The sequence below is a fragment of the Rhizobium sp. WSM1274 genome, assembly GCF_025200775.1.
GTDB lineage: Bacteria > Pseudomonadota > Alphaproteobacteria > Rhizobiales > Rhizobiaceae > Rhizobium > Rhizobium leguminosarum_I.
The window spans coordinates 999,939-1,022,549 of sequence record NZ_CP104138.1 but is presented as its reverse complement, the minus strand read 5'-3'; the positions used below and the strand labels follow the sequence as shown (position 1 = coordinate 1,022,549).

General features: G+C 59.8%; 24 protein-coding genes and 4 pseudogenes. 9 read left to right on the top strand and 19 right to left on the bottom strand.

The window, feature by feature from the left end; genetic code table 11:
• Positions 1-20 precede the first annotated feature (20 nt).
• Both N2600_RS05125 and N2600_RS05120 read left to right on the top strand, forming a co-directional pair.
• Positions 21-1,307 carry an SDR family oxidoreductase gene (locus N2600_RS05125; RefSeq protein WP_260298881.1) on the top strand — a complete coding sequence of 429 codons (1,287 nt, stop codon included), beginning with the start codon at positions 21-23 and terminating at the stop codon, positions 1,305-1,307.
• Positions 1,304-1,768 (top strand): DUF2269 family protein, encoded by a 465-nt coding sequence (locus N2600_RS05120; RefSeq protein ID WP_162119054.1) that lies wholly within the window; start codon positions 1,304-1,306, stop codon positions 1,766-1,768. Before N2600_RS05125 ends, N2600_RS05120 begins: the two co-directional genes overlap by 4 nt.
• A gap of 461 nt (positions 1,769-2,229) precedes the next feature.
• On the opposite strand, the gene N2600_RS05115 is transcribed toward N2600_RS05120, so the two are convergent.
• On the bottom strand, positions 2,230-2,700 hold the full coding sequence (locus N2600_RS05115) for a hypothetical protein (protein WP_260298285.1): 471 nt from the start codon (positions 2,698-2,700) through the stop codon (positions 2,230-2,232).
• Between the two features lie 358 nt (positions 2,701-3,058).
• Between N2600_RS05115 and N2600_RS05110 the strand changes: the two genes are divergently transcribed.
• Positions 3,059-3,505, top strand: coding sequence for a hypothetical protein (locus N2600_RS05110; protein ID WP_260298283.1), 447 nt, complete (start codon positions 3,059-3,061; stop codon positions 3,503-3,505).
• A 248-nt stretch (positions 3,506-3,753) separates the two neighbouring features.
• Here the strand turns inward: N2600_RS05110 and N2600_RS34600 are convergent.
• A pseudogene (locus tag N2600_RS34600) lies at positions 3,754-4,110 on the bottom strand (TetR-like C-terminal domain-containing protein); the annotation flags it as partial.
• A gap of 193 nt (positions 4,111-4,303) precedes the next feature.
• Between N2600_RS34600 and N2600_RS05100 the strand changes: the two are divergent.
• Positions 4,304-5,119 carry an alpha/beta hydrolase gene (locus tag N2600_RS05100; RefSeq protein ID WP_260298879.1) on the top strand — a complete coding sequence of 272 codons (816 nt, stop codon included), beginning with the start codon at positions 4,304-4,306 and terminating at the stop codon, positions 5,117-5,119.
• 311 nt (positions 5,120-5,430) lie between these two features.
• Here the strand turns inward: N2600_RS05100 and N2600_RS05095 are convergent, their stop codons facing one another.
• Positions 5,431-6,363: a LysR family transcriptional regulator gene (locus tag N2600_RS05095; RefSeq protein ID WP_260298282.1), complete on the bottom strand. Its 933-nt coding sequence runs from the start codon at positions 6,361-6,363 to the stop codon at positions 5,431-5,433.
• A gap of 121 nt (positions 6,364-6,484) precedes the next feature.
• Between N2600_RS05095 and N2600_RS05090 the strand changes: the two genes are divergently transcribed.
• Complete coding sequence (locus N2600_RS05090; RefSeq protein ID WP_260298281.1) at positions 6,485-7,174, top strand: type 1 glutamine amidotransferase domain-containing protein; 690 nt, start codon at positions 6,485-6,487, stop codon at positions 7,172-7,174.
• Positions 7,175-8,018: 844 nt separating this feature from the next.
• On the opposite strand, the gene N2600_RS05085 is transcribed toward N2600_RS05090, so the two are convergent.
• The 3 genes from N2600_RS05085 to N2600_RS05075 all read right to left on the bottom strand — a co-directional run bounded on the left by N2600_RS05085 (position 8,019) and on the right by N2600_RS05075 (position 10,806).
• A complete protein-coding gene (locus tag N2600_RS05085) occupies positions 8,019-8,957 on the bottom strand; it encodes a sialate O-acetylesterase (RefSeq protein ID WP_260298280.1) in 939 nt (312 codons plus the stop codon).
• Positions 8,958-9,425: 468 nt separating this feature from the next.
• The gene (locus N2600_RS05080) at positions 9,426-9,899 is read right to left on the bottom strand and encodes an AtaL-like protein (RefSeq protein WP_162119052.1); all 474 of its coding nucleotides are present in this window, start codon (positions 9,897-9,899) and stop codon (positions 9,426-9,428) included.
• A gap of 37 nt (positions 9,900-9,936) precedes the next feature.
• Positions 9,937-10,806: an SDR family oxidoreductase gene (locus N2600_RS05075; RefSeq protein WP_260298279.1), complete on the bottom strand. Its 870-nt coding sequence runs from the start codon at positions 10,804-10,806 to the stop codon at positions 9,937-9,939.
• 104 nt (positions 10,807-10,910) lie between these two features.
• Between N2600_RS05075 and N2600_RS05070 the strand changes: the two genes are divergently transcribed.
• The gene (locus N2600_RS05070; protein WP_260298277.1) at positions 10,911-11,801 is read left to right on the top strand and encodes a LysR family transcriptional regulator; all 891 of its coding nucleotides are present in this window, start codon (positions 10,911-10,913) and stop codon (positions 11,799-11,801) included.
• A gap of 163 nt (positions 11,802-11,964) precedes the next feature.
• Here the strand turns inward: N2600_RS05070 and N2600_RS05065 are convergent, their stop codons facing one another.
• The 3 genes and pseudogenes from N2600_RS05065 to N2600_RS05060 form a co-directional block, all read right to left on the bottom strand.
• Entirely contained in the window at positions 11,965-12,474 is a 510-nt protein-coding gene (locus N2600_RS05065) for a hypothetical protein (RefSeq protein ID WP_260298275.1), read from the bottom strand.
• Positions 12,461-12,657 (bottom strand): annotated as a pseudogene (locus N2600_RS34430) (hypothetical protein). Before N2600_RS34430 ends, N2600_RS05065 begins: the two are co-directional and overlap by 14 nt.
• A gap of 16 nt (positions 12,658-12,673) precedes the next feature.
• A complete protein-coding gene (locus tag N2600_RS05060) occupies positions 12,674-12,982 on the bottom strand; it encodes an SOS response-associated peptidase (RefSeq protein ID WP_260298273.1) in 309 nt (102 codons plus the stop codon).
• Positions 12,983-13,127: 145 nt separating this feature from the next.
• On the opposite strand from N2600_RS05060, the gene ligD reads away from it, so the two are divergent.
• Positions 13,128-14,177, top strand: coding sequence for a non-homologous end-joining DNA ligase (gene ligD / locus N2600_RS05055; protein WP_260298272.1), 1,050 nt, complete (start codon positions 13,128-13,130; stop codon positions 14,175-14,177).
• A 126-nt stretch (positions 14,178-14,303) separates the two neighbouring features.
• On the opposite strand, the gene N2600_RS05050 is transcribed toward ligD, so the two are convergent.
• Positions 14,304-15,362 carry an acyltransferase family protein gene (locus tag N2600_RS05050; protein WP_260298270.1) on the bottom strand — a complete coding sequence of 353 codons (1,059 nt, stop codon included), beginning with the start codon at positions 15,360-15,362 and terminating at the stop codon, positions 14,304-14,306.
• Positions 15,363-15,470: 108 nt separating this feature from the next.
• Positions 15,471-15,575, bottom strand: a pseudogene (locus tag N2600_RS05045) (CopG family transcriptional regulator); the annotation flags it as partial.
• A 204-nt stretch (positions 15,576-15,779) separates the two neighbouring features.
• On the opposite strand from N2600_RS05045, the gene N2600_RS05040 reads away from it, so the two are divergent.
• Positions 15,780-16,328, top strand: coding sequence for a BA14K family protein (locus N2600_RS05040; RefSeq protein ID WP_260298269.1), 549 nt, complete (start codon positions 15,780-15,782; stop codon positions 16,326-16,328).
• A 358-nt stretch (positions 16,329-16,686) separates the two neighbouring features.
• Here the strand turns inward: N2600_RS05040 and N2600_RS05035 are convergent, their stop codons facing one another.
• The 7 genes and pseudogenes from N2600_RS05035 to N2600_RS05005 form a co-directional block, all read right to left on the bottom strand.
• Positions 16,687-17,700 (bottom strand): DUF3618 domain-containing protein, encoded by a 1,014-nt coding sequence (locus N2600_RS05035; RefSeq protein ID WP_260298268.1) that lies wholly within the window; start codon positions 17,698-17,700, stop codon positions 16,687-16,689.
• A pseudogene (locus N2600_RS05030) lies at positions 17,700-18,117 on the bottom strand (phage holin family protein). Before N2600_RS05030 ends, N2600_RS05035 begins: the two are co-directional and overlap by 1 nt.
• Entirely contained in the window at positions 18,110-18,676 is a 567-nt protein-coding gene (locus N2600_RS05025) for a nutrient deprivation-induced protein (protein WP_170257806.1), read from the bottom strand. The pseudogene N2600_RS05030 and the gene N2600_RS05025 overlap by 8 nt, the downstream one beginning before the upstream one ends.
• 94 nt (positions 18,677-18,770) lie before the next feature.
• Complete coding sequence (locus tag N2600_RS05020) at positions 18,771-19,922, bottom strand: sialidase family protein (RefSeq protein ID WP_260298266.1); 1,152 nt, start codon at positions 19,920-19,922, stop codon at positions 18,771-18,773.
• 21 nt (positions 19,923-19,943) lie between these two features.
• Positions 19,944-20,246 carry a hypothetical protein gene (locus tag N2600_RS05015; RefSeq protein WP_017963329.1) on the bottom strand — a complete coding sequence of 101 codons (303 nt, stop codon included), beginning with the start codon at positions 20,244-20,246 and terminating at the stop codon, positions 19,944-19,946.
• Positions 20,247-20,405: 159 nt separating this feature from the next.
• Complete coding sequence (locus N2600_RS05010; RefSeq protein WP_260298264.1) at positions 20,406-20,558, bottom strand: hypothetical protein; 153 nt, start codon at positions 20,556-20,558, stop codon at positions 20,406-20,408.
• Between the two features lie 233 nt (positions 20,559-20,791).
• On the bottom strand, positions 20,792-21,538 hold the full coding sequence (locus N2600_RS05005) for a glucose 1-dehydrogenase (RefSeq protein WP_162119630.1): 747 nt from the start codon (positions 21,536-21,538) through the stop codon (positions 20,792-20,794).
• A 107-nt stretch (positions 21,539-21,645) separates the two neighbouring features.
• Here N2600_RS05005 and N2600_RS05000 point away from each other — a divergent pair, with 107 nt between their 5' ends.
• A complete protein-coding gene (locus N2600_RS05000) occupies positions 21,646-21,990 on the top strand; it encodes an ArsR/SmtB family transcription factor (RefSeq protein ID WP_162119631.1) in 345 nt (114 codons plus the stop codon).
• 88 nt (positions 21,991-22,078) lie between these two features.
• Here the strand turns inward: N2600_RS05000 and N2600_RS04995 are convergent, their stop codons facing one another.
• A complete protein-coding gene (locus N2600_RS04995) occupies positions 22,079-22,588 on the bottom strand; it encodes a GFA family protein (RefSeq protein ID WP_260298261.1) in 510 nt (169 codons plus the stop codon).
• Between the last annotated feature and the right edge of the window lie 23 nt (positions 22,589-22,611).

Genomic DNA, 22,611 nt, shown 5'->3' with positions numbered 1-22,611 from the left:
TGAGCACGAGGGTCGTCAGTATGAAAATCCTTGTCATCGGCGCGACCGGACTTGTTGGCAGTGCCGTCTGCGCCCGGCTGGCGACAGGCGGACATGATATCATCCGCGCCGTTCGTCCTGGAAAACAGCCCGCAGGTGGGCTCGGCACCTGGGTCGAAGTCGACGTGGCGAGGGCGGTGGAGCCCTCTGATTGGCTGCGTCATCTCGAAGGAACAGATGCTGTCGTCAACTGTGCCGGCGCGTTGCAGGACGGACTGAGGCACAACATGACGGGCGTCCATGCGCAGGGACCGCGAGCGTTGTTCCGCGCTTGCGAGCAGTCTGGTGTACGCCGAATTATTCACTTCTCAGCAATTGGAGTGGATCGGCAGCAGCCGTCGGCGTTCTCGCGCACAAAGCTTTCCGGCGACATGGCTCTGATGGAGACGGATCTCGACTGGGTGATACTGCGTCCCGCCGTGATCCTAGGCGACGCCGCCTTCGGTTCCAGTGCATTGTTTCGCGGCCTTGCCGCGCTGCCGTTTCTGCCATTGATGCCGTCGACCGGCAAACTTCAGGTGGTGCAGGTCGATGACGTCGCCGAAACCGCCGTTCGCCTTGTCGACAAAACTGCCCCATCGAAAATCTCGCTCGAAATCGTCGGCCCGCAAGAGCTCGAATTCGACCAGATTGTAGCTCGATATCGGAGATGGCTTGGCTGGCCTCCCGCCAAGCGCTATCTGCTGCCCCGCCCCCTCGCCAACCTTCTCTATCGGCTCGGCGATTTCGCAGGACTGCTGGGATGGCGCCCGCCGGTTCGAAGCACTGCCGCAAGGGAGATCGTCCACGGCGCCGTGGGTGATCCAACGAATTGGAGTGCCGCTACGGGAATCCGGCCCTTATCGTTGGACGATGCTTTGGCGCGTCGCCCGGTTTCGGTTCAGGAGCGTTGGTTTGCTAAACTCTACTTTCTAAAGCCCGTCATTTTCGTGCTGCTGCCACTGTTTTGGATATCGACCGGAATAGTTTCTTTGACATCGGGTTTCGACCAGGGTGTCCAACTGATGTTGGCCGGCGGCGCAGGTCGTTTGGCGGCACCGAGCGTGATTGCCGGAGCTCTTGCAGACATTCTCGTCGGATGCGCCATCGCCTTTCGTCGCACTGCACGATGGGGGCTATATGCGGCCATCCTGTTGTCGCTCTTCTATGGGGCAGCCGGCACGGCAATATTGCCTCAGTTGTGGAATGAGCCCCTCGGCCCGCTGACAAAGATATGGCCGATCCTTGTGCTGCACCTGGTTGCTCTCGCGATTCTGGAGGAGCGATGATCTATTTCGTACTGAAATTCCTGCATATTATCGGCGCCACCGTTCTTCTCGGCACCGGCGCGGGGATCGCCTTCTTCATGTTGGTCGCGCATCGCTCCGGCAATGCGACGACCGTGGGCGCAGTAGCGCGGATCGTGGTGATCGCCGACTTCGTCTTTACCACAACGGCCGTGATTATTCAGCCGATCACCGGCGTAGCGCTTGCCTGGAATATCGGCTATTCCCTTTGGGAGCGGTGGATCCTTTGGTCGATCGTTCTCTATCTGTTCACCGGCGCTTTTTGGTTGCCGGTTGTTTGGATGCAGATGGAGATGCGAAACATTGCGACGGAAGCAGCGGCGAAAGGCGAGCCGCTGCCGGCGCGATACCATCGGCTATTTTGGACTTGGTTTTATTTCGGCTTTCCGGCTTTCGCTGCGGTGTTGGGAATTATCTGGCTGATGATTACGCGCCCGGTTTGATGATAGCGTGGCATTGTCTGGCTCTCGGCATCGGTATCTTTCCTTATGCATAGGCATGTCTATTTCGCCTCGGCAGCGTGAGGCTGAAATGGACATCCTCATTCAAACCCCGCCTTATCCTCGATCTTGCGAGGGCCCTTATAATTGGCATGTCCCGAACCTCCGCCATATCCAGCCCTGAGCCTGCTCCTCACGCGCGCGGCAGCGCGTACGGCGAGTCCTTCGACCGCGCGGCATTCTGGGTGAGAAGGAAACGGCGAGCGCGACCAGGCGCAAATGCCGGAAGCGCCGTCCATTGCCAACATCGTCGGATACGCCGAAGCGGGCCTGAGCTGATCGGAGCGCGAGTCTCCAAGTTCGTGGCGGTCGGCGTCCGCCGGCCCGCCCGCACGGCTTATCTCCCGTCGTCTCATGAATGGCGAGTGAGCCGACGTGCGCCAATTGCGATGTGACCCCGTCGATCAGCGGGGAGCAACTGCCCAGTCGGGGAATTTGTGATAGTTGCAGGCGTTCATTGAAAACAACGCCACATCATTACCGATTTCGTGGCGCGAAAGCTCCCATTCGAAGGTGTCACGGTCATCGAGACCGTAAGATAACGCCATCGCGGTCAACTCCATGAAAGGCCCTGGGGGATACAGGATACCGTACACCGTCGCCTCCTTTCCCAGGAATTTGCCTTTGATAACTCTCTTGATCTCCAAATCTGCTCTCACCATCCGCGACGGAAAATTTTCTGTCAGAAGCAAACCGGATTCGCCGATCGACAGCGATTTCACGCGCGCCTCAACCACGATCTCCGCTTTCGCCAGCAGTTCGTCCTGAGGAGGGCATCGCGGCAATCCGGCTGCTGGCCTGAGACCCATAACCAATAAAGCAAAAACTGCTGTGAAGCCCAGTCGCATGTGCGGATTCAGGAACGCTCTCGGCATCGGTGTCTTTCCTTATGCATAGGCGTGTCTATTTCGCCTTGATTGCGTGAGGCTGAAACGGACATCCTGGGGATCCGGTCATGACCCTCCACCCTCCGTCGTCCCAGGCCTTGAGCCTGGGATCCATGCCGGCGACTGATCGAGGCCAGAGTGGATCCTCGGGTCAAGCCCGAGGAGGACGGAGAGTGGGGTGGCGTCTGGAGCAAGGATAGTGACGTATCCGGATGTGGTCGGCTGCCATCAACACCGAATTTTGCCCATGAAAGGCCTCGCCGAGGTCTCAAACGTGCCATTTGGCGACGCCGGCCCAATAGCGGGAAGTTGACTGCGAGCGCTGACCGGTTCTATCCAGAGCAAGATGAAAAACGTTCTCAGCTTCAAGTTCGAAAACAATGGCGAAGATACGGTAGCCATCCTTCCGTGCGTGGATGGAATGGGCCTGGATCGACTCGTGACGGACTTCGAACGCGCCGCCGGCTACGGCGATCCTGCCGGCGGATATGGCGGGCTCGTACCCTCATTCTACCGCTTCGGTCCGCTATCGAGCTACTTCCTTGGTCGGGAGAAACCCGTACAAGGCGGTGGAAAGGGCGAAATCTATGTCTTGTCGTGTGAATGTGGCGAGGTCGGATGCTGGCCCCTTGTCGCCCATGTTCGCCTGCACCAGGACAAGGTGATATGGGGCGGGTTCAGCCAGCCGCATCGGCCAAGGCGCAATTATGCGAGCTTTGGCCCGTTTGAGTTCGAACGCCAGCAGTACGAACAGACCATTGAGGACTTGGTTCGTTGCCACGGTGTCGACTGATAGTTTTGCCGCCCATTTGGTTGTCGAAACCCGCCTCACCCTCCGTCATCCCAGGCCTTGAGCCTGGGATCCATGCCCGCTGCCGATAGAGACGAGAGTGGATCCTCGGGTCAAGCCCGAGGAGGACGGAGCGTGGGGTGGCGTCTGGAGCAAGGACAGCGACGTATCCGGACATGATCGGCGACAGCACTCCATTGAAGATGCGCGCTCCACATCCGTTAGCCGATGCAACATCCGACGGAATGTCATCAGCCACGGCCAGGCGCGTTTCCTCCCGCATCCACGATCGCCTGAACAACAATCGCGATGCGTTTGTCGCGCATGCCGGGCCTGATGCGGCCTGAACGTTCGAGCTCGGCAAGCCCATGAACGGCTGCCCAGAAGGTCTCGGTCGAGATCTCCACATCGGCACAGAACGGCGACACGGCTGCTGCAATGGCGTCGAAACCGGCCCGAAGTTCCGATCTCGTGTCAGCCTCCGCGAACTGCAGTTGGGTCGGCAGGATAAACATGGCCTCGTAGAGTGCCGGGCGACTGTGCGCAAAGGCAAAATAGGCCATGGCAACGTCCATGAGGGACTCCCGTTGGCCGTTCGCCCCGCCTGCCGGCAAGGCGCTGGTAGGTTGCGGCGAACAGTTGGCGATCAACAGGACGCGCGCGATCGTCGTTTCTCGAGCCTCTTCTCCATAGGAACGCTTTGTGTCTATATTGCCGCTGCGCTGAGCACATCGCGCCGCAACGGGCCGCGGTTGCCGCAAGGCGTTCTGGGCATTGCCAAACCAGCGGGAACAGTCTGTCGTGAGCGCTACAAGGTACTTGCTGATCTTGCCGCTGATGGCGGTCGTCGCCTACGTGGCGCTTGCGGGTCTGATCTATCTGTCTCAGCGCGCCCTGCTTTACCCCGGAGCCGGCGCCACACCTGCTCCGGAGCACGCGAGTTGGGGCGAGACGGTCCACATCAAGACGCCCGACGGAGAGATGCTTCAGGGACTGTACAGCCAGGGCGACGGCAACAAGCCCTGCGTGCTCCTCTTTTTCGGAAATGGTGACCGCCTCGACAATTACGCGTTTCTCGCCCAGGCGCTGACCACGCGAAGGATTGGATTGCTGGCGATTTCCTATCGCGGCTATCCCGGATCGACCGGCTCACCCAGCGAGCAGGGCCTGCTGACAGACGGGCTCGCCGCGTTCGACTGGCTTTCGTCACACGGCGGAAGCGAGATCATTGTGCTTGGCCGGTCTCTTGGCACTGGCGTCGCCGTGAATACCGCCGCGAACAGGCCGGCCGCGGGCGGCGTCATTCTTGTGTCTCCGTACCTCTCGGTACTGTCGGTTGCGAAGACGCATTATCCGTTCCTCCCGGTCGAGTTTCTCCTCAAGGATCCCTTTCGCTCGGACCTCAACATAGGCAAAGTAGGACAACCGAAGTTGTTCCTCCACGGCCGGCTCGATGACAGCATCCCGCTTTCTTCAGGCCAGGCGTTGTATCGCATTGCACCCGAGCCCAAGCAGATGTTGATCTATGACGGTGCGGGTCACAACGATATCTTCAACGACAGCATGGTCGGTGACGTCATCCGTTTTGTGGAAGCGCTGAAAGGAAACCGGCTCTAAATCCGGTCGCGGGCGAGCGGAGAAAGGGCGCCGAGCGAGCGACGCGTTTGGCCCCATATGCTGCGCCGGCAGCGCGTTGGGTGAAGCCACCTCCAACCTCCGTCACCCCAGACCTCGAGCCTGGATTTATAACTGCTGCCGATCGAGGCGGCCAGAGCGGATCCTCGGGTCAAGCCCGAGGAGGACGGAGCGCGGGGTGGCATCTGCAGCAGGAACAGCGACGTATCCCAACATAATCGGGTGCCATCGACACCGGTTTTTGCCCCGCTATTTCGCCCGTGAAGGCCTCGCCGAGATTCGAACTCGCGCTCTCAATTTCCAGTCATCGCTTCTGCCACCGCAGCGTCGGAGACATCCTTTGCGACCTCTGATATCAATGACCTCAACCACCGATGCGCCGGATCGTTCCGATAGCGGATATGCCATGCCAGCTCCACCGGGAAGCTGCCGAGATCGACCGGTGCTGGCAGGACTTTGAGACGTGGGTCGCGGGCAAGGCGATGGCAGATCAGCCGTGGCAGCGTCGCGCAATAGTCGGTGACGGCCACCATTTCCGGGACCGCCAGGAAATGGGTGACGGAGACCGAGACGTCGCGCCTGAGGCCGGCCTGCTGCAGCATCTGGAACAGGCCGACGCGCATCCGGCCGGGCGGAAGCACGTTCACATGCCGCAGCCGCTGATACTGTTCCTCGGAGATGCTTTCGGCGATCTCGGGATGATCTTTGCGCACGACACAGGCCAATCCATCATCCATGAGATGCTGCACGACCATGTTATCCGGCGGCTCGACGATCCGTCCGAGCACCATTTCCGTCGCGCCCGATATCGCGCCGGTCTCGGCCAGATCATTGCCGAAGGGCGTCAGGCGCAGCCTGATCCCGGGAGCGCATTCGCGCAGCCGCGCCACGATCACCGGCATCAGGACGAACTCGACGTAGCTGTTCGGGGCGATGGTGAACTGCCGTGTCGCCCGCGCCGGATCGAACGCCTGCTGACCGAGAATGACGTCATCGAGGCTCGCCAAGGCCCCGCGGATCACCGGAGCAAGTGCCTCTGCCATCTCAGTCGGCTTCATGCCGTAGCGCTCGCGGATGAAGAGCGGATCGCGCAGGGTCTCGCGAAGGCGGTTCAAGGCGTTGGAGACGGCCGGCTGCGTCATGCCCAGTTGTTCAGCTGCGCGCGTGACATTGCGCTCTTCCATGAGCGCCAGGAAGACAGGCAGGAGGTTGAGGTCATACTTCATCAAGATATATTGCCAAACGCATATCTTAAATCAAAGAAATAAATTTCCGGAATGAGAATGGCCAAGGCATAATCCCCTCATCGAAAGCGACCGATCACATCTGCCTCGAAAGGATCTCCAGATGAAAATCCTCATGGTTCTCACCTCGCACGACCAACTGGGCAATACCGGCCGGAAGACCGGCTTCTGGCTCGAAGAGTTTGCCGCTCCCTATTATGCCTTCCTCGAAGCCGGCGCCGACATCACCGTCGCATCGCCGAAGGGCGGACAGCCGCCTCTCGATCCGAAGAGCGACGAACCGGACTTCCAGTCCGACCAGACCCGCCGCTTTCATGCCGACCCGGATGCCCAAGCCGTGCTCGCCTCGACCGTAAAGCTCACTTCGGTCTCCCATGCCGACTACGACGCGGTGTTTTATCCGGGCGGCCATGGCCCGCTGTGGGATCTGGCCGAAGACAAGCATTCGATCGCCCTCATCCAATCGCTCTATCAGGCCGGCAAGCCGGTCGCCTTTGTCTGCCACGCACCAGGTGTGCTGCGCCACGTCAAGGCTGCCGACGGCACGCCGCTGGTTCAGGGCAAAAAGGTCACCGGCTTCAAGAATTCCGAGGAAGACGGCGTCGGCCTCACCCAGGTGGTGCCGTTCCTGGTCGAGGACATGTTGAAGGAGAATGGCGGCATCTACTCCAGCGGCGATGACTGGTCGTCCTATGCCGTGCGGGACGGCCTGCTGATCACCGGGCAGAACCCCGGTTCATCGGTGCAGACTGCCGGCATCCTGCTTGCCGCCGTGGCGGCAAAGGCCGCCTGATCAACCGGTGAAGCCGAGGGCGCCGGTGTTTCCGCGGCAATTCGAAAAAAAGCCCCGCCGAAACGAGGCAGAGGCAATTGGGAAAGGTGGATCGCACAGGGCGAAAGAAGGGATGGCGGACGGCCCCGCATGGGGCCACCTGTGCGATCCTATATGCCTAACGGGAGATAGCCGGAAAAGGTGCTGCGCGGTTCCGTACCGTTGGGTGGATAGATCTCCAATATGCTCGGTTAGCGGAGGTTCACCGAGCCAGAAAAAGAAAACCCCGCAAGAGCGGGGATCAGGAAGAGGGGTGGTTTTTAGGAATAACGCGTCCTGGCGTTGGAATGACTACTCGCACAACCTCAGGGTCCTTGCAATAAATATTACTTTTATGAAATTCGTTATGCACAGATTTGATATTTCAACTAGAGGATACATTGTTCGATTTCGCACGAAAATAGAAATTTACTTCAACTTTGAGTCATATTTTGTATCATTGGGGCGGGCCGCTCAGCGATCACTTGCTATACCCCAAGCATTGCGTCTCCTGTACGTTGGGCGGCCACTCTGGATCTGACGAACAGCCGAACCAATCATTCCGCTGCTTTGATCTCCACTTGCTGGCGAACTCTTTCCAAAGCAACGTCTTTGATGCACTTCACAGGGTCGCGAGAAGCGGAGTGGCAGCCGGTTGAATGGGTTTCAAGGCGGTTTCAAAACGTCGCGAAATTCCGTATCCGGGAGGTCACTTGCACATATTCGCTCGCCGGCGGAGCGCATGGCGAAAGGTCGTAGAAGGATTATATCGCCCGCTGGATAGAAGCCTACGCTCGCGAAGGCGCGAAAATCGGCTCAGGCAAAACTATCGAGAGCTTTCCAGGCGGCGATCGCCGCGCAGAAGGTTCAGCCAGGCCCCCGACACTTTCTCCGCGCCTGAGCCCCCGATATGACAATCGTCGTAGCGGTCTTCTCCATCGAGCAACGCGTCATAATTTACCCCCTCTCGGATGCCGTGGCCGCTTTTTGACAGGGCCAGTTGCGCCCGTACGATCGGATTGTCTGGAATATGCTCCTTGAAGCCGCCGTTGCTCGGTTCGAGGCATTTCGATGCGATCGAAATGTAAACGGGTGCTTCGACGCCGTGCTGACGCAACGTGTCGACCATCGATGTGAAATGTTTCTGATAGACCTCCGCAGTGGTGCCCATGACGAGATCCTTCTCTCCTTGCACCCAGAGGACGCTCGTTATCCGATAACCGGAATCCTGAAGCTGTTTCATTGTGTCGACCAGCACAGGATTGAGGTCACCGCCTGTCGCCCATCGTGCGACCTCAGATCCGGAATATGCGAGAGGTGCGAGGATGACGCTGTCATTTTGTCCCGATGCGATCAAATTGTTCCCAAGAAGCGTCCAGTACTCTCCCTTTGTATCGGTCGATCCAAGAAGTGGCGACGCCGCGACGAAGCACCGTTTGTCAAAGGCGTTTACAACGCGGGCGGCATAATTTGACGTGTGCCGTTGCCCAGCGTCGTTGGCCGCGTTCGATTGGCCAAGAATGAGTAAGACAGCCGTTCGGTCAGTCTGAGCCGGACAGGTCACAGGCGTTTTTGATTCATCCCCGATGAGTCGCGCCTTGTCGTCGAAAGTATAACGGCTTGGAGCCGCCGGCTTCTCTCCGCCAACCATTTTCTTCAGCGCGGAAAGTTGTGGCCACGGAAAGATCTCATGTCTCGCGCTCATGCCGCCGAGAAAATAAATGGCGATCAAGGCGGCCAGGCCGGCTGCCATCGTTTTGCGCATGTCGTTGCCCTTTAATCATCATCCGATGACATGAAGCCTATCGGAGCGCTCAAGGCTGCTCCAGCCATGAAGGTTCCTTTACGCCAGCCACATCTGCTTGCTTCCGGCGAGCCCCAATCGACGACAATTTCGCGTGGGCTCGCCGGAAACCTGCTCCAAACTATAGACCGTACGAGTGATTGCAATTCATCCGGTTGGGTGAGAGATCGTGCCTGCCATGCGGCATGCAGCGCCATGGAGAAACTGCCGTTGCCCGTCCATGGAAAGGCGATCACCGATTGGGCAGCGAGACCCCCGTGGGAGCGGAAGACCGGTTACGAGGCATTTCCACCGATGTTGCACAAACCACCAACCGCTCTTGCGCGCTGGACCTGACGCATCTTTCGCAATCGACCGCACCATTTTGTGCGACGCAAGGCAGGGCGCCTCGTCAAGAGGCCACCCTGTTGTTTGCGGTTCCGGCGGCGTTCAGAGCTTTCCCTCTGCCAGCAGTTCGCGGGTCCGCTTCAGTGTCGATAGAAGGGCGGCCTTGTAGCCCGTTTCGCCATCGAATTGTGCCTGCTCGGCCTGCTCTTCCGGGCCGTTCGGCCGTTTGCCGCGCAGGCCGAGATAGCAGTAGAACCGCAGCTGCAGCTGACCGTCTTCATCCTCGAACAGCTCGTTGACGATCGCTCCCTCGCGTGGCCCCGTCGCCTGAAAGAAGGTGACCTTGCTTTGCGGCTCCAGGGTGATGATCTCGCGCAGATCCTGCCCGGCAATCGTCGCCTCGCGCACGAAATGGGTCGGGCTTTCCTCGACGACATCGCAGCGGGTGCAGAGACCGACGGGAAGAAAGAGCCGGGCGTCGCGTGCCTTGCGTTCGAGACCTTGCCAGGCCTCGGCGCGCGTCAAAGGGGTTTCGCCGTGCGGGTTCACCGGAACTGTGGCTGTGGAATAAATCATGGTGATACTCCTTTTGGGTTAGATCGCTGTTGCTGCCTCAGGAGGAGGCAGCGGTTTCCAACGCGAAGGCGCGATAGGAGCGCAGCGGCCGGCCGAGCAGCTTTGTCAGGCGCTCGACGTCGCCCGTCTCAGGCAGCATTCCGTCAGTCAGGAAGCGCTCGCCCATCAGGCGCATGTCGTAAGCCATCCAGGCGGGCATGAACTGCTTGAGGTTTTGCTCGAAGCCCTCGGTATTGTCGCCGCCATAGGCGATGGGACGGGCGAGCACATCAGACCAGATGGCGGCAATACCAGCCCCAGTCAGCGTCTCCGGACCGACGAGGTTGATCCGGTCGAGCGCCAGCGGCTCTGCAGCCTGTTCGCGGCGCAAGAGTTCAAGGGCGGCAATCTCGGCGATATCACGAACGTCGATCATGGCGAGACCCTTGGCGCCGACCGGCATCGGGTAGGCGCCGTAGCCGGTGATGACGTCCTTGACCGTCAGATCGTTCTGGATGAAGTAGGCCGGGCGCAGGATCGTCGCCTTGAGACCCATCTGCTCGATCATCCGCTCGACGCCGAACTTGCCGGCGAAATGCGGCACGTCGACGTAGAGGTCGGCGTGGATCACCGAGAGATAGACGATCCGCTCGATGCCGGCCGATCGGGCGACGTTCAGCGCAATCAAAGCCTGGGTAAATTCGTCCGGCACCACGGCGCTGAGCAGGAACAGCGTCGACACGCCCGACATGGCGTTGCGCAGCGAGTCGACGTCGAGGAACTCGCCCTGCACGACGCTGACGCCAGCCGGGAAATCGGCTTTCGACGGGTCGCCGACAAGGGCACGGACATCGGCGCCGCGCTTGACGAGGTGTTCGACGACTTGGCGGCCGACATTGCCTGTGGCGCCGGTAACGAGAATGGTCATGGTCTTTCTCCGTGTTGGGTTGCTTGACACCCGGAATATGTGTGGTTCACTGGCAGTCCGATAGACAGCAATTTTAGATAGACAGTCTCACTGGTGGAACGGATATGGATCTTCTCGCGCTTGCCGATTTCAATCTTGTTGCCCGCCATGGCGGCTTCGGCAAAGCCGCACGGGCGACGGGCCGGCCGAAGGCGACATTGTCGCGCCGCGTCGCCGAGCTGGAAAGCGATCTCGCTCTGCGGCTGTTTGAACGGGGCGCGCGTAACCTGAAGCTGACCGAAGAAGGGCGGGCGCTGTTCGAGCGGACGGCGGCGCTGCTCGCCGAATTGGACGAGACGGCTGCAGCGATTGCCTCAGGCGGTCAGAAACCCAAAGGGAGATTGCGGATCAGCGCACCTCTACATTTTTCCCAGACCGCGATGGGAAGGATCGCCGCCGGCTTTGCCCTCCAATATCCGGAGGTCAGGCTCGAGGTGACGAGTGAGGACCAGTCCGTCGATATGATCGAGGAAGGCTACGATCTGGTCATCCGGGTCAATCCCGATCCCGACGAAAGCCTGGTCGGACGGGCGTTTCTGCATGATCGGCTGGTGGTGGTGGCAAGCCCCGATCTACCCCGCCCGACCGGCGGACGTGCCGCTCCCGGGGTCGCGCGTGGCGCATCCGAAGCGCAGACATGGCAGGTGAAGACATCAGGCGGCCGGTCGACGATCAAAATCGAGCCGGTCCTCACCTTGTCAACGCTGATCACGATCCGCGATGCGGTGCGCGCCGGTGTCGGCGCAGGACGTCTTCCGATTTCGCTGGTGAGCCACGATCTGGCTGACGGCACTTTGGTCAATTGGGGGGATATCGACGCCCCCGAGGTCACCCTCTGGACGCTCTACCCCTCCCGGCGGCTGCTCAGCGCGCGGGTCTCGGCGTTCCTGGACTTTCTCAAACAGGCCTTTCCCAATGGAACGGCTGACGAACTGGCCGCCTATATCGGCAGGTGATGGCGGCGCTTTGCCGGCTTCGTCGGCGGGCTTACTCCGTCAGGCTCTTTTAGCCCGCATAAAGGTTGCAGAAAGCAACGCTCGAGCGGGTCGCTTCGCGTTAGTCGATGCGCGGTTTATAAGCCCGGCAATCATTTATTATTCCCTTCTTGTTGTTCCGAAATCACCGCGAAACATAGCCGATGACGATGTTGGCGCCGCGGTGTCCACATTTGCATTTCAGGCGCGGACCTATTGCCGAAATCTTCGTATCCTTGCCGAGCCGCTTCTGTAGCGCCCATCGATCAAGTGGTCGCTTCCGCTTGCAATCCGCGTTCCTACAAAAGGCCACTAACCCCTCCCACTCGGCCAGATCACCAAGGGGGCGATCAACCTTGCGCGCGTGCTCAGGCTTCACATAGCCATGCCGCCGCGCCCATTCTTCGGGGCCATGGTGGTAGGTGAGCTTGCACCGCTCGTAATATTTGTTTTCGGTGCGCTGGCATCCGAGGCCTTCTTTTGCGAGCGTCGCGAGGAGCGAAGGCATAGAAGCATTGCCATGCTTTACAATGAGCTCGTCCCCGTCGAAGAATTTCAAAATCTCGCATTCCTCGCAGATCACGCCCACCCGCTTGCCTGCATATGATTTTAGCCCCATGCCGGCGTCGGACGAATTCCAATCATCGACGGTCATAGTCCGGCCACCATCCGCGGGTCATGCCTCGGCTCATGGCGCCTTCTGCCAACGCCAACTGCCGAAGGTGGCGAATATCCTCCGGCAGGGTGTCTATAGCTCCATGCGTATCGCCCCTGTGGTAGGCAATCACTTGGCACGCTCATCGTCTTCCACGGCTTCGCCGATCGGCTGCTCTCGCATATCCGTGCTCCATGCTTCAGTTTTCGGATTGGCGGCCGCAGCGCCGCGTGGCAATGTTTTCGCAGCGAATATTAATCAATGGGAGACGCCGGTCGCTCGGTTTCATCAATGCGGGCACCAGGCCCCATACCGCCATTGCAAAGACCGGCGCCATGATATCCGTCTCCGGCTCTGCATCTTGGATGATGATCGCGTAGACCAGCCGCGGCGCGCCGTTATATCGAGGGATGCGGTCAACCAAGCCGTCAAGGTCGCCTTGTCCGGCGAAAGCGAACCTACGCGCAAGCTCGTGAAGCGATTCCTTGATATAAACGCGACTACACATTCGACCATGCCATTGGGAACTACTTATTTAGATGTAATCCTGCCTCGGCAGGTCAAGGCAACAGAACCGTTCCCGTGCGGAACCGAACAATCGATACCCAATCCGGGGCAATTGCCTTTTAAGATGGTGCTGATGAAGTTGCGGCATGACAAAGCCGCCCCGCAAGCGTTCAAAGCCGCTACTCGGTGAAGCCGACGCGCCGCTTCGCAGCCGGCCGCGCCGCCGCCGAGATCCCGCGCAGCCGAACCTTCCCCTCGACCCAATGCCGGATCGTATCGAGCCGTGCCTTGCGCTTCTGAAGGCCAGGCCGCCGAGGGGCGACAAATGGGTTTATGAGATCAAATGGGATGGCTACCGTCTGGCGGTCCACATCGAGCCTGCGGGCGTGCGCATTCTGACGCGCAGGGGCCTGGACTGGACGCACCGCTTCCCACTGATAGAGGCCGCCGCCAGAGCGCTTCCCGTCTCCACCGCCATCGTGGATGGAGAGGCCGTCGTGCTCGACGAGCGCGGTCGATCTGATTTCGGCCTGCTGCAACAATCGCTCGGCGGCCGAGGCGGCACGAAGAGGTCGAGCAACGCCGTCTTCATTGCTTTCGATCTGCTTTATTTCGACGGTCACGACCTCAGGAATTCGGAACTCGAGGTGCGCCGGCATCTGCTCGAGGATCTGGTGCCGGCCGGCGGTCAGGATGATATCCGGCTTTCCGAGGAGATCGAGGCCGACGGTGATCAGCTGCTGGCGAGCGCCTGCGAACATGATCTCGAGGGCATCATCGCCAAGCGTCGGGACGCGCCCTATCGGTCGGGACGTCTCGGCGACTGGGTGAAGATCAAATGCGTCCAAAGCGACAGTTTTGTGATCGTCGGCTATGAGCGATCCACAGTCGCGCGTGCCGGGATCGGTCGGCTTTTGCTCGCCGCGCGCAAGGGAAATGAGCTCGTCTATGTCGGGGGAGTGGGGACCGGCTTTAATGAACGATCCGCCGCCGAACTCCGGGAGCAGATGGACAAGATGATCATCGGCAAGCCCGCTGTCGATACCGGACGGAAGCGAAATGCTGTCTTCATCGATCCGAAGCTTGTCGCCGAGATCGAGTATCGGGCATGGACGCACGACGGGAAGCTGCGGCATGCATCATTCAAGGGGCTGCGTGAAGGGCAGGATAACGCCGATATTTACAGCGTTGATTGAACGCGCATGCGGCGCTCAGATGTGGTCAAGCATCGTCTCCAAAGAAGATAACGTTGGTGTGCCAAAAAGCCGCCCATCGCCTGGTTATTCGAGCTTTTACCGGCGATCACTAAGTTCGGCTTCCGATCAAGCGGGGGCTGGCCGGTTGGTCACCCTTTTCGACCAGGCCATCACTGGGCGCTCCAGCATTACCCACGATGCCAAAGCCATTAGCGTGGATAACGATCCAACGACGACCATTGTAAACGGGCCACGCACGAAGAGGTCACCCATGCCAAAATGGTCGCTCAATCTAAGAAGAACCGCCCAGAGTGGAAGATGGTATAGATAGGCGCCGTAGCTGATCCTGCCCAAGCCGCTTAGAGATTTGTTCGCCAGGATCTTGAGAAGCTGCCCTTTTGAAGCCACGGCCACAATCGCGGTCAGCGGCAGCACGAGCGCGCCCTCAAGGAGAACCCATTCAACGAGGTTTCCCAAGTCGAAAGCGATTTGCATGATAAATCCAACCACTCCGACCGGTACTGACACCCAGAGCAGCCACCGCGGAAAGCTCCGCCCGTCTACAGCCAAAAACGACAACGCGGCACCGGCCGCCAGCGCATCGATCGAGTCGAAAGGCAGCGCATTGGCTTCATCAACCTTGCCGAGGGCAAAGGCGGAAGCCCGATAGAAGATGGTGCATGACACAAGTGCGCCGCACAATTTCAGAAGATGGCGTGACGGCAAAGCCAAGATCACAAAGGGCCAGATCAGATAAAATTGCTCTTCAACCGCCAGTGTCCAAAGGTGCTGTAACGCCCAAGGCTCTGGCCCGTGCGCTGCATACCAGATATTGGAGAGAAACAATGCGTGCCACGGCAATGATTCATTCATCAGCGGAAGCTTTAACGCTCCTGCTGCCAACCAACAGCACCCAAGCAGGAGGAAGTAGGGTGGCCAAATTCGCGCGGCTCTTCGCGCGAAGAACGCAATTGTCGCCGCGGTGTGATTATCGTGTGCCCTGGCGTTTAATAGAATGCTTGTTATGAGGAATCCGCTCAACACGAAGAAGAATCGAACACCAAGATGGCCAAGGTCCGAGCTTTCCTCCCAAAAATGGGAATAGAAAACTGATAACAGCGCAATCGCTCGTAGCCCGTCTAGCTGCGGCTCCCTCAATGGACACTCCGGTGCTGTGATCGCCAAGAAAAACGCCAATTTACTTTGGATGGTAATAGGACGCGTGAATATTCTCGATGTCAAATCCGCGGGAAAGCTGCCGCTCCGATCGGGACACACGCACTCAAGCTCACTTCAAGCCGTCCCATCCACATCGCCATCTTCATCCAGGGCGTGCACCGGCAGATAGGTGTTCTTCTCCATCCACTCCCGGACGATGTGCCTGATCGTGGCGTTGCGTCATGCCCAATTCGAGGCTCATATGAAATGACGGAGGGTGGTCGCGTGCTTTCGCCGGGACCCCGCCGTCGAACAAAAGCTTTCCTGCATAAATCCTCGAATCAAAGTCGATTTTAGAGTATAATTTGCCAGTTTACCTAGAGGGCTGAAACGTCCTTGCGCGCCGCATGCGACGCGCGGTGCAGTAGAAGGAAAGATGAGCCAATGAAAAGGTTAGCAATCGTTACCCTGTCGCTGGTGACGGCGCTGACAAGCGTCCCGCCGGCCATGGCGTTTCCCACCGTTTCCATACCGAAGATCGAAGCCGCAAAGGCGCAGCCGGTCCAGTACAGACATCACGGCGGCGGCTACGGCCATGGAGGCTACTACGGGCATGGCGGCTACTACGGGCATGGACACCACGGTAGCAGCAACGGCTGGGCCTGGGGACTCGGCGGGCTCGCGGCCGGCGCAATCATCGGCGGAATGCTGGCGCAGCCGTATTACGGCCAGGGCTACTACGGTGGGGGCTACTACGGTGGGGGCTATTACAATCAGGGCTACTACGGATCGCCTTATTACGGTGCGCCGCGCTACTACGGCTCGACCATTTACCGTCCACGCTACTACGCGCCGCGCTATTACAGCCAGGTCTATAGTGGCGGCAACGGACATACGAGCTGGTGCTATGCGCGCTACCGTTCCTACAGGGCTTACGACAACACCTTCCAGCCCTATTACGGTCCGCGGCGGGCCTGCATCTCGCCCTACTGATGATTGCGGGCGTGCTTGGTGACCACCCGGCGCTTTTTCCGGAGCGCCGGTATCGGATTCTTCGCCTTTCCCAAGTGGGATTTGACCGCTGAAGTGTGTGCGAAACTCAGCAGCCTGGCGGTCTTCTGCGTCTGAAGCCGGTGACCACGGCGTGGGTTTGGATCGGGTTTAGATGAGCGAGTCCACGGCGCCGCCGTCGACTCTCGGCGCTGCACCGGTCGTGACAGACCACCAAGCATCGTCGCAAAAGCGCCGGACACTTTTTCGCGCCCTGCTATGTAGCTCCTCGCACTTCTGGAGGAAGCCCTCGCACAAGGCCGGTCAGTGGCCTAACCTGCATCTCGTCGTCGCCATCGTTCTACCGGCCATTGGTTCCGCCCAAGCTGTCCTTGCGATTTATGAAAGTTTCGGCTTCATCCACCACGCGTTCCTTGACGGCATCATGAGTATCGGACGCAACGTCCACAGCCTTTTGATAGACCTCCGACGCCACCTCTTTACCCTGCGCGGCGACGTCCTGCGCCTGATCGCTGAGGGTGTCTTTGGCGCTGTCTGCGGCTTCCCCGATCCATTCATCCTCAGTGTCAGTGTGCGGCAGCGCCGCGCCGATCGCCGCTCCGACCGCGAAAGCCAGGGCTCCGCCAACCAGCGGCTGGTCGCGGAAATGGGTGAGGATCGCCTCGTTGAGCTTGGTCGTTTGCTCCTGAAGACTGGTCGCCGCCGAAGAGGATCGGCTCGATAGCGAGCTTGCCGCGCCAGACGCACGAGCGGTGAGGTCGCTCGCGGCGTTTTTCGCCTGCTCCCATTTCTCCGCCGCCCAGCCGGTTGCCGCGTCGAGCATTGCACCAGTCTCGTCGGCGATCTGATTGATCTGTTTTCCGCCGGCGTCGGCGAAGCCGCGATAGGTCTTGCCTGCCTCGTCGATGAAATGGCCGGCACGCCCCCCTGTTTCGTCGGTCAAGGCTTTCAACCTCCTGCCGGATTCGTCGGCAAAGTGGCTGTAACGCGCTCCGTTTTCCATGGCCGGCGGACCGATCCTGCGGACCCGGCCGGTCGCCGGATAGAGCGGGTATTCGGGATCCTCCTCCCTCCAGGTCGCCGTATCGCCTGAGGACGGGCTGCCTTTTGCCATGAGCCAGGCGAGGCTCACGCCCATCAGGGCTACCGGCAGAGGGTTCGCCTTGAGGGCGTGGCCAAGATTGCTGACATACTCTCCGCCGCCGCTTGCCTTGGTGTAGGCAATCACCTCGTCGACCAACTGGCCCGGCGACATCCGTTCCTGGATAGCATCAATCCGGTCTCCGATGCGGCGGCGGTCCTGGTCGATCTCCCGTTGAAGCTCGGCCGATGTTTTCTCCATTGAGTTTTCCATCAGATTTTGTCCTTCACAACGTCAACGTCGCGGCGAAGCGAGGTCGCAGTTCGATCCAGTGTCAAATTGTTGCCGCGAAGCGCGGAGAGCCCCCGGGAGACCATTGCCCATGCGATGCCGGCAATGACGATGCCGACGATCAGCGAGGCGAGCGCGCTGGCAGTGGTTTCGGTAAAACCCTTTGTCACGAGGAAGGCGGCGAGACCGCCGACAAGGGCACTCAGCAGGACGCCGACCGCCCCGATTGCCAGGACCAAACCAAACAGGAGAATCTCCACGCCGCTGAGCGCCTGCGAAAGCTTTTTCCGAAGCTTCCGTCTTGGCAAGATCGATTTCCTTGCGGAGCAGGCCCGTGACATCACCAACGAGGCCACTGACGAGTTCGGAGAGAGGTATGTTCTCTGAAGATTTAGCCATTGTTCTCGCCTCCGGTCGTTGCGGTGCCGGGGCGAAGGCCAATCGATGGTTCGCGCGGCGCGGCAGCTGTTTGCCTTTTCGCGGACGCTGTCAGGAACCGGCTTGCGGCCAGGCCTGCAAGTGCGGCGATGCCGAGAAAGGCGAGCGGTTGTTTGCGCCCGAAATCCTCGGTCATGGTGGCGATCTCGCCGATGTCCTTGCCTTCGATCCGCCGAGCGACAGTCTGTACGCTCCGACCGATTTGCTTGGCGTATCGCCCGACTTCCGCCTGACCGGAGTTTTCCATTTCGGCTCCAGCCTTCTCGAGCGCCATTGCAACTCCGCCGATCTGGCGAGCAGCGAAGTTGGTGCGTTCGGACATGACCTCCTTGGCTTTCTCGACGGCGGTGTCGGCGCCTTCCCTGATCGTTTCCTTGGCGGCGGAAAGATCCTCGCTCACCTTCGCTTCCAGATCGGAAATGGACGTGCGCGTTCCCGGCGAGAAGCCGGAACCTGGGGATGAGGACGGGGTCTGCGCGGACGCGCTCCGCCCTGCCGAATCTGTGAAATCGTTTTGCATTTCGAACCTCCCAATTCGTGCCGGCAACTGCCGCAGCCCCGAACCATGGATGCGCCGCTTTGTTCCCGAACGCGCTGTGGGAGGTTGGCCTTCGCTATGGCTCAGAACTGCGACTGCACGAAGCAGCACCGTCCCAGGCTCCTTCGCGTTCCTGATCTTTGGCAGGCGTGACAATAGACGCCGCGATGTAACGCTCCTCCCGGTCGCCATCGTTGAAGTAGTAGACGGCGAGCAGGGATCCATCGCCGCGTTGTACGAGTTTGGGATAACCGAGATCAGCCGTGCCGCCGTCGCTCCGGATGACCGTCTCGGCGCCCCATGTCCGGCCATCATCGAAACTCATGCGCATCCTGATACCAAATGGCAGATCACGGTGGCCGTAAACGAGCACCAGAACGCCTTCGATCCGCCCGAGCGCCGGCGGGTTGCCATTGCTGCCGGTGTTTTCGACGATGCAGCCTTCCTGCGTCCAGGTCCTCCCTTGGTCACGGGAGGTGAAGGCCTCTATCCAACCCTTGCCACCGCCTCTGCCCATGCAGCGCGTCAGCGTCAGAATGGCGCCTCCGGACAGTGCCGTCGACGCCGGCATGATCGAATAGCCCTCAGGTTCCGGGCCAACAAAACCTTGAAGGATGAAGCTGCGCCCGCCGTCCACGGTGCGCGCGCAGAACACTCTGCCTTCCGTACCGTCGTCTTTGGACGTGCTGAGCATGAAGAGTGCATCGTTCCTGCCGAGAGGAACGATATCGGTGCGTGCCGAGATCGGAAGGTGCAAACCGGTGAAACGAAACGGACCCTGCCATGTCAGGCACCGATCCCGGCTGATATAGAACCAGCTGACAGCATTGCCCTCTACATCGGTTCTGGCGCACATGACGATCGTCTCGGAGTCGAGAAAGTTTATGGGATCGTCAATCGAGCAGAGGTCTTCACGGACCGACAGACGGGGACGGACCTTGAGCTCGGCGTTCAGATGCTCGTCGGCCGAAAGCGAGAGCCCACCCGGCACGTGGCCGCAGAACGGCTCGTCTATCCATGTCAGTCCGCCGTCGAGGCTGCGTGCCTGCCAGGGTACGAAGGGGTAATTGCTGTCCAATTCGTGCAGCTCTCCCTTCGCCCCGAGTTTGCCGCGCGCGAAGACGACGACCATTTCGTCGCCCCACGACCAGAGACCATAATTTGCCGGCCAGCCTGCGAACTCGCCGCGTCTGCGATAGATTTCAAGATTGCGGAACTGCGTCTCCATGGAGGGCTTCCAGACGGTCGGTCAGAGCGTTTCGACTGGAAGTGCCCGCACAAGCAATTCTTCCTGGGCGAGCAACTGTTCGAGTTTGCGCCGGTATTGGCGCCACCAGGCCCGATCGAGACTGTTCACCATCACTTCGATGACGATGACCGTATCTTCTTCAGTGCCCTCGCCATGGGACCAAAAGCCCTTTGCCGGGGAATTGAGGTATGAAGTCGCCCCGCCATGGCGCTCCGTCATCTCGCGCTGAATCATCGCGATAATGTCTTCGATGTCGATCGCCGCTTGCGGCGCTGCCGGAATAAACAACTGTATCAGATGCATGTGGAATTCTCCTCGTCCCGCAAACTTCGGAGGCCCGACGAGGTTCCGGCCCAGCTCGAAATCTGGCGCCTTGCCATAGGGTGGCAGCTCCCCTCGCCGCCGAATTGACGGATATCCGGTCGGAGGACGAGGAAGTGGCGACGGGCGGTCGTTCTCTCGTTAACGGTGTGCACCGGACCGCCGCGGCAATTCATGCAAGGTCCACGAGGCGATGTCACCTATCTGCGGCGTGCCTTCGACGAACGAATCTGGGCAGCCGTCCGCGTTCTGCGAGCACTTGGCGACAATCTTGCCGTCGAATGCCTCGATCACCTTCGTCTCCGATGCCCTTGCAGCGCGGACGAAGAGCTGACCCAAGCAATCGGTGAGTTCCGCCCCTTCGTGAAACCCGGCAGACTTGATCGCGCGCGCCCTGTGAAGGCGCATGCACGACCAGAGCATGATGCCGAAACGTGTGAGCGGTTCTCTGATAACATCATGCTCCAGCTGTCTAATTCAGAACAGGATTCAGATTTGAGGCCGGCCCGGCCTCAAATCATCCTGCTTCAGCGAAAACCGCCGCTGGCAACCAGTCGCTCGCCGGTCAGCCAGCGGGCATCGTCTGAAGCGAGGAAGACGGCAATGTCGGCGATATCGTCCGGCTGGCCGATGCGGCCGAGCGGCGTCTGGGCAACCATGGTCTGCTGCAAATCCGAGCCGATGACGCCAGCCGAGTGGGCGCCCTCAGTCTCGACCATGCCCGGCAGAATGGCGTTGACGCGGATCTTGCGCGGGCCAAGCTCCTTGGCAAGCACGCTGTTGATGCCCTCCACGGCTCCTTTGGTGCCGGTGTAGACGGCCGAGGCCGGCAGCCCCAGGCTGGTGACCACCGAGGAGATGTTGATGACGCTGCCGCCCTCGCCGAGATGTTTGGCCGCCGCCTGGGTGGTCAGGAGAACGCCGAGAACATTGACGTCGAACATGCGGCGATAGTGCTCCTCGGTCACATCGCCGATCGGGGCGAATTCATAGACGCCGGAGTTGTTGACCAGCACGTCGAGTTTGCCGAATTCCTTGATCGCGGCATCGACCACGCCTTGCGCCTGTTCTGCCTTTGAAACATCGCCTTGCACCGCGATGGCCTTGCCGCCGGCTGCATCGATCGCCTGAACGACGGCGTCGGCTCCCGCCTTGCTCGAAGCGTAGTTGACCACCACTTGCGCACCTTCCGCTGCGAGTGCCTTGGCAATCGCAGCGCCAATGCCTTTGGAGGCGCCCGTAACGACAGCGACCTTTCCTGTGAGCTTAGCCATTTCTCGTTCCTTCAGATCTGGATCGCCGCCGGGATTGGCAGGCTTGTTCCATAGTTCAGAAATTCGGAACTATTGATCTCGATGTCAAGGGACGCTATATAAAATTCATGAGACCGCTGTTTCACCCAGACCTGGAGGACATCAAGCCCGAAGCGATCCTCTATGCGCTGTCGGATCCGGAGCGCGTTGCCATTTATGCAAAGCTTGCCGGCGCCGCCGGTGGCGGAACATGTTCTGCTCTTGCCGATCTCGGCGACCGCGTCATTCCCAAATCGTCGCTGTCCAACCATTTCAAAGTGCTGCGCGAATCCGGGCTGATCCTGAGCGAGCGCCAGGGTGTGGAGATGCGCAACCAAACGCGCTGCACCGAGCTGGATGAGCGCTTCCCGGGCCTGATCAAGGCCATTCTGACGGCGTACGGCCAACTTCCCGGGGAGCCGAAGACGGACTGATGCCGCATCACCAAAATGCGGCGCATCCTGGCCCCTAGAGTTCGTCATCTTTGCAATCTTTAGCTGCAGTCTCGCGTTTCTGGAAACGCTAATCTCCGCCATGACGCTCGATCGATTGGGCGAGATCGAGCCAATGCGGGCGATTGTCCCACCAGTGAACATGATCGGGCGCAGGAAACGCTGGATCGGCGAATGTGCCGCCGGCGATGACAACGGTGCCGGGGAGGTATGTTCCGGACTTCGAGAAGCCGCCGCCACCGCAGACCCGGCAAAAGGCTTTCATCACATCAGGCGTCGTCTCGCCTTGCGGAAACCAAACGGAATAGTCTCCGGAAACGACCCGCACATGTTCCTCCCGGAACCACACATTATGTGCCAGTGCGCTGCCGGATGCACGCTGGCAGCGCGTGCAGGTGCATGTGTGATTGTGGACCGGTTCACCATCGACCTCCAGGGACAGGGCGCCGCAGCTGCATTTGGCATGAAAGACGGGCATTTGGCTCATTCCATGTTGATCAGGCTTTGTCGATCTTACGGTGCCGGAATCGACAGGGTCTATCAAAAATTCAGCATGGCAGCTCGCGGTCATAGAGGTCATTGTGGCCTCAGACCGAAAGCGGC

Bases quoted from the DNA above. Each gene is read 5' to 3' on its own strand.
- N2600_RS05090 (WP_260298281.1), top strand. From the start codon at position 6,485: ATGAAAATCCTCATGGTTCTCACCTCGCACGACCAACTGGGCAATACC.
- N2600_RS05110 (WP_260298283.1), top strand. From the start codon at position 3,059: ATGAAAAACGTTCTCAGCTTCAAGTTCGAAAACAATGGCGAAGATACG.
- N2600_RS05120 (WP_162119054.1), top strand. From the start codon at position 1,304: ATGATCTATTTCGTACTGAAATTCCTGCATATTATCGGCGCCACCGTT.
- N2600_RS05035 (WP_260298268.1), bottom strand. From the start codon at position 17,700: ATGGAAAACTCAATGGAGAAAACATCGGCCGAGCTTCAACGGGAGATC.
- N2600_RS05000 (WP_162119631.1), top strand. From the start codon at position 21,646: ATGAGACCGCTGTTTCACCCAGACCTGGAGGACATCAAGCCCGAAGCG.
- N2600_RS05025 (WP_170257806.1), bottom strand. From the start codon at position 18,676: ATGCAAAACGATTTCACAGATTCGGCAGGGCGGAGCGCGTCCGCGCAG.
- N2600_RS05085 (WP_260298280.1), bottom strand. From the start codon at position 8,957: ATGCGCAAAACGATGGCAGCCGGCCTGGCCGCCTTGATCGCCATTTAT.
- N2600_RS05115 (WP_260298285.1), bottom strand. From the start codon at position 2,700: ATGCCGAGAGCGTTCCTGAATCCGCACATGCGACTGGGCTTCACAGCA.
- N2600_RS05005 (WP_162119630.1), bottom strand. From the start codon at position 21,538: ATGGCTAAGCTCACAGGAAAGGTCGCTGTCGTTACGGGCGCCTCCAAA.
- N2600_RS05080 (WP_162119052.1), bottom strand. From the start codon at position 9,899: ATGATTTATTCCACAGCCACAGTTCCGGTGAACCCGCACGGCGAAACC.
- N2600_RS05040 (WP_260298269.1), top strand. From the start codon at position 15,780: ATGAAAAGGTTAGCAATCGTTACCCTGTCGCTGGTGACGGCGCTGACA.
- N2600_RS05095 (WP_260298282.1), bottom strand. From the start codon at position 6,363: ATGAAGTATGACCTCAACCTCCTGCCTGTCTTCCTGGCGCTCATGGAA.
- N2600_RS04995 (WP_260298261.1), bottom strand. From the start codon at position 22,588: ATGACCTCTATGACCGCGAGCTGCCATGCTGAATTTTTGATAGACCCT.
- N2600_RS05125 (WP_260298881.1), top strand. From the start codon at position 21: ATGAAAATCCTTGTCATCGGCGCGACCGGACTTGTTGGCAGTGCCGTC.
- N2600_RS05060 (WP_260298273.1), bottom strand. From the start codon at position 12,982: ATGTGTAGTCGCGTTTATATCAAGGAATCGCTTCACGAGCTTGCGCGT.
- N2600_RS05070 (WP_260298277.1), top strand. From the start codon at position 10,911: ATGGATCTTCTCGCGCTTGCCGATTTCAATCTTGTTGCCCGCCATGGC.
- N2600_RS05015 (WP_017963329.1), bottom strand. From the start codon at position 20,246: ATGCATCTGATACAGTTGTTTATTCCGGCAGCGCCGCAAGCGGCGATC.
- N2600_RS05075 (WP_260298279.1), bottom strand. From the start codon at position 10,806: ATGACCATTCTCGTTACCGGCGCCACAGGCAATGTCGGCCGCCAAGTC.
- N2600_RS05020 (WP_260298266.1), bottom strand. From the start codon at position 19,922: ATGGAGACGCAGTTCCGCAATCTTGAAATCTATCGCAGACGCGGCGAG.
- N2600_RS05065 (WP_260298275.1), bottom strand. From the start codon at position 12,474: ATGACCGTCGATGATTGGAATTCGTCCGACGCCGGCATGGGGCTAAAA.
- ligD (WP_260298272.1), top strand. From the start codon at position 13,128: ATGACAAAGCCGCCCCGCAAGCGTTCAAAGCCGCTACTCGGTGAAGCC.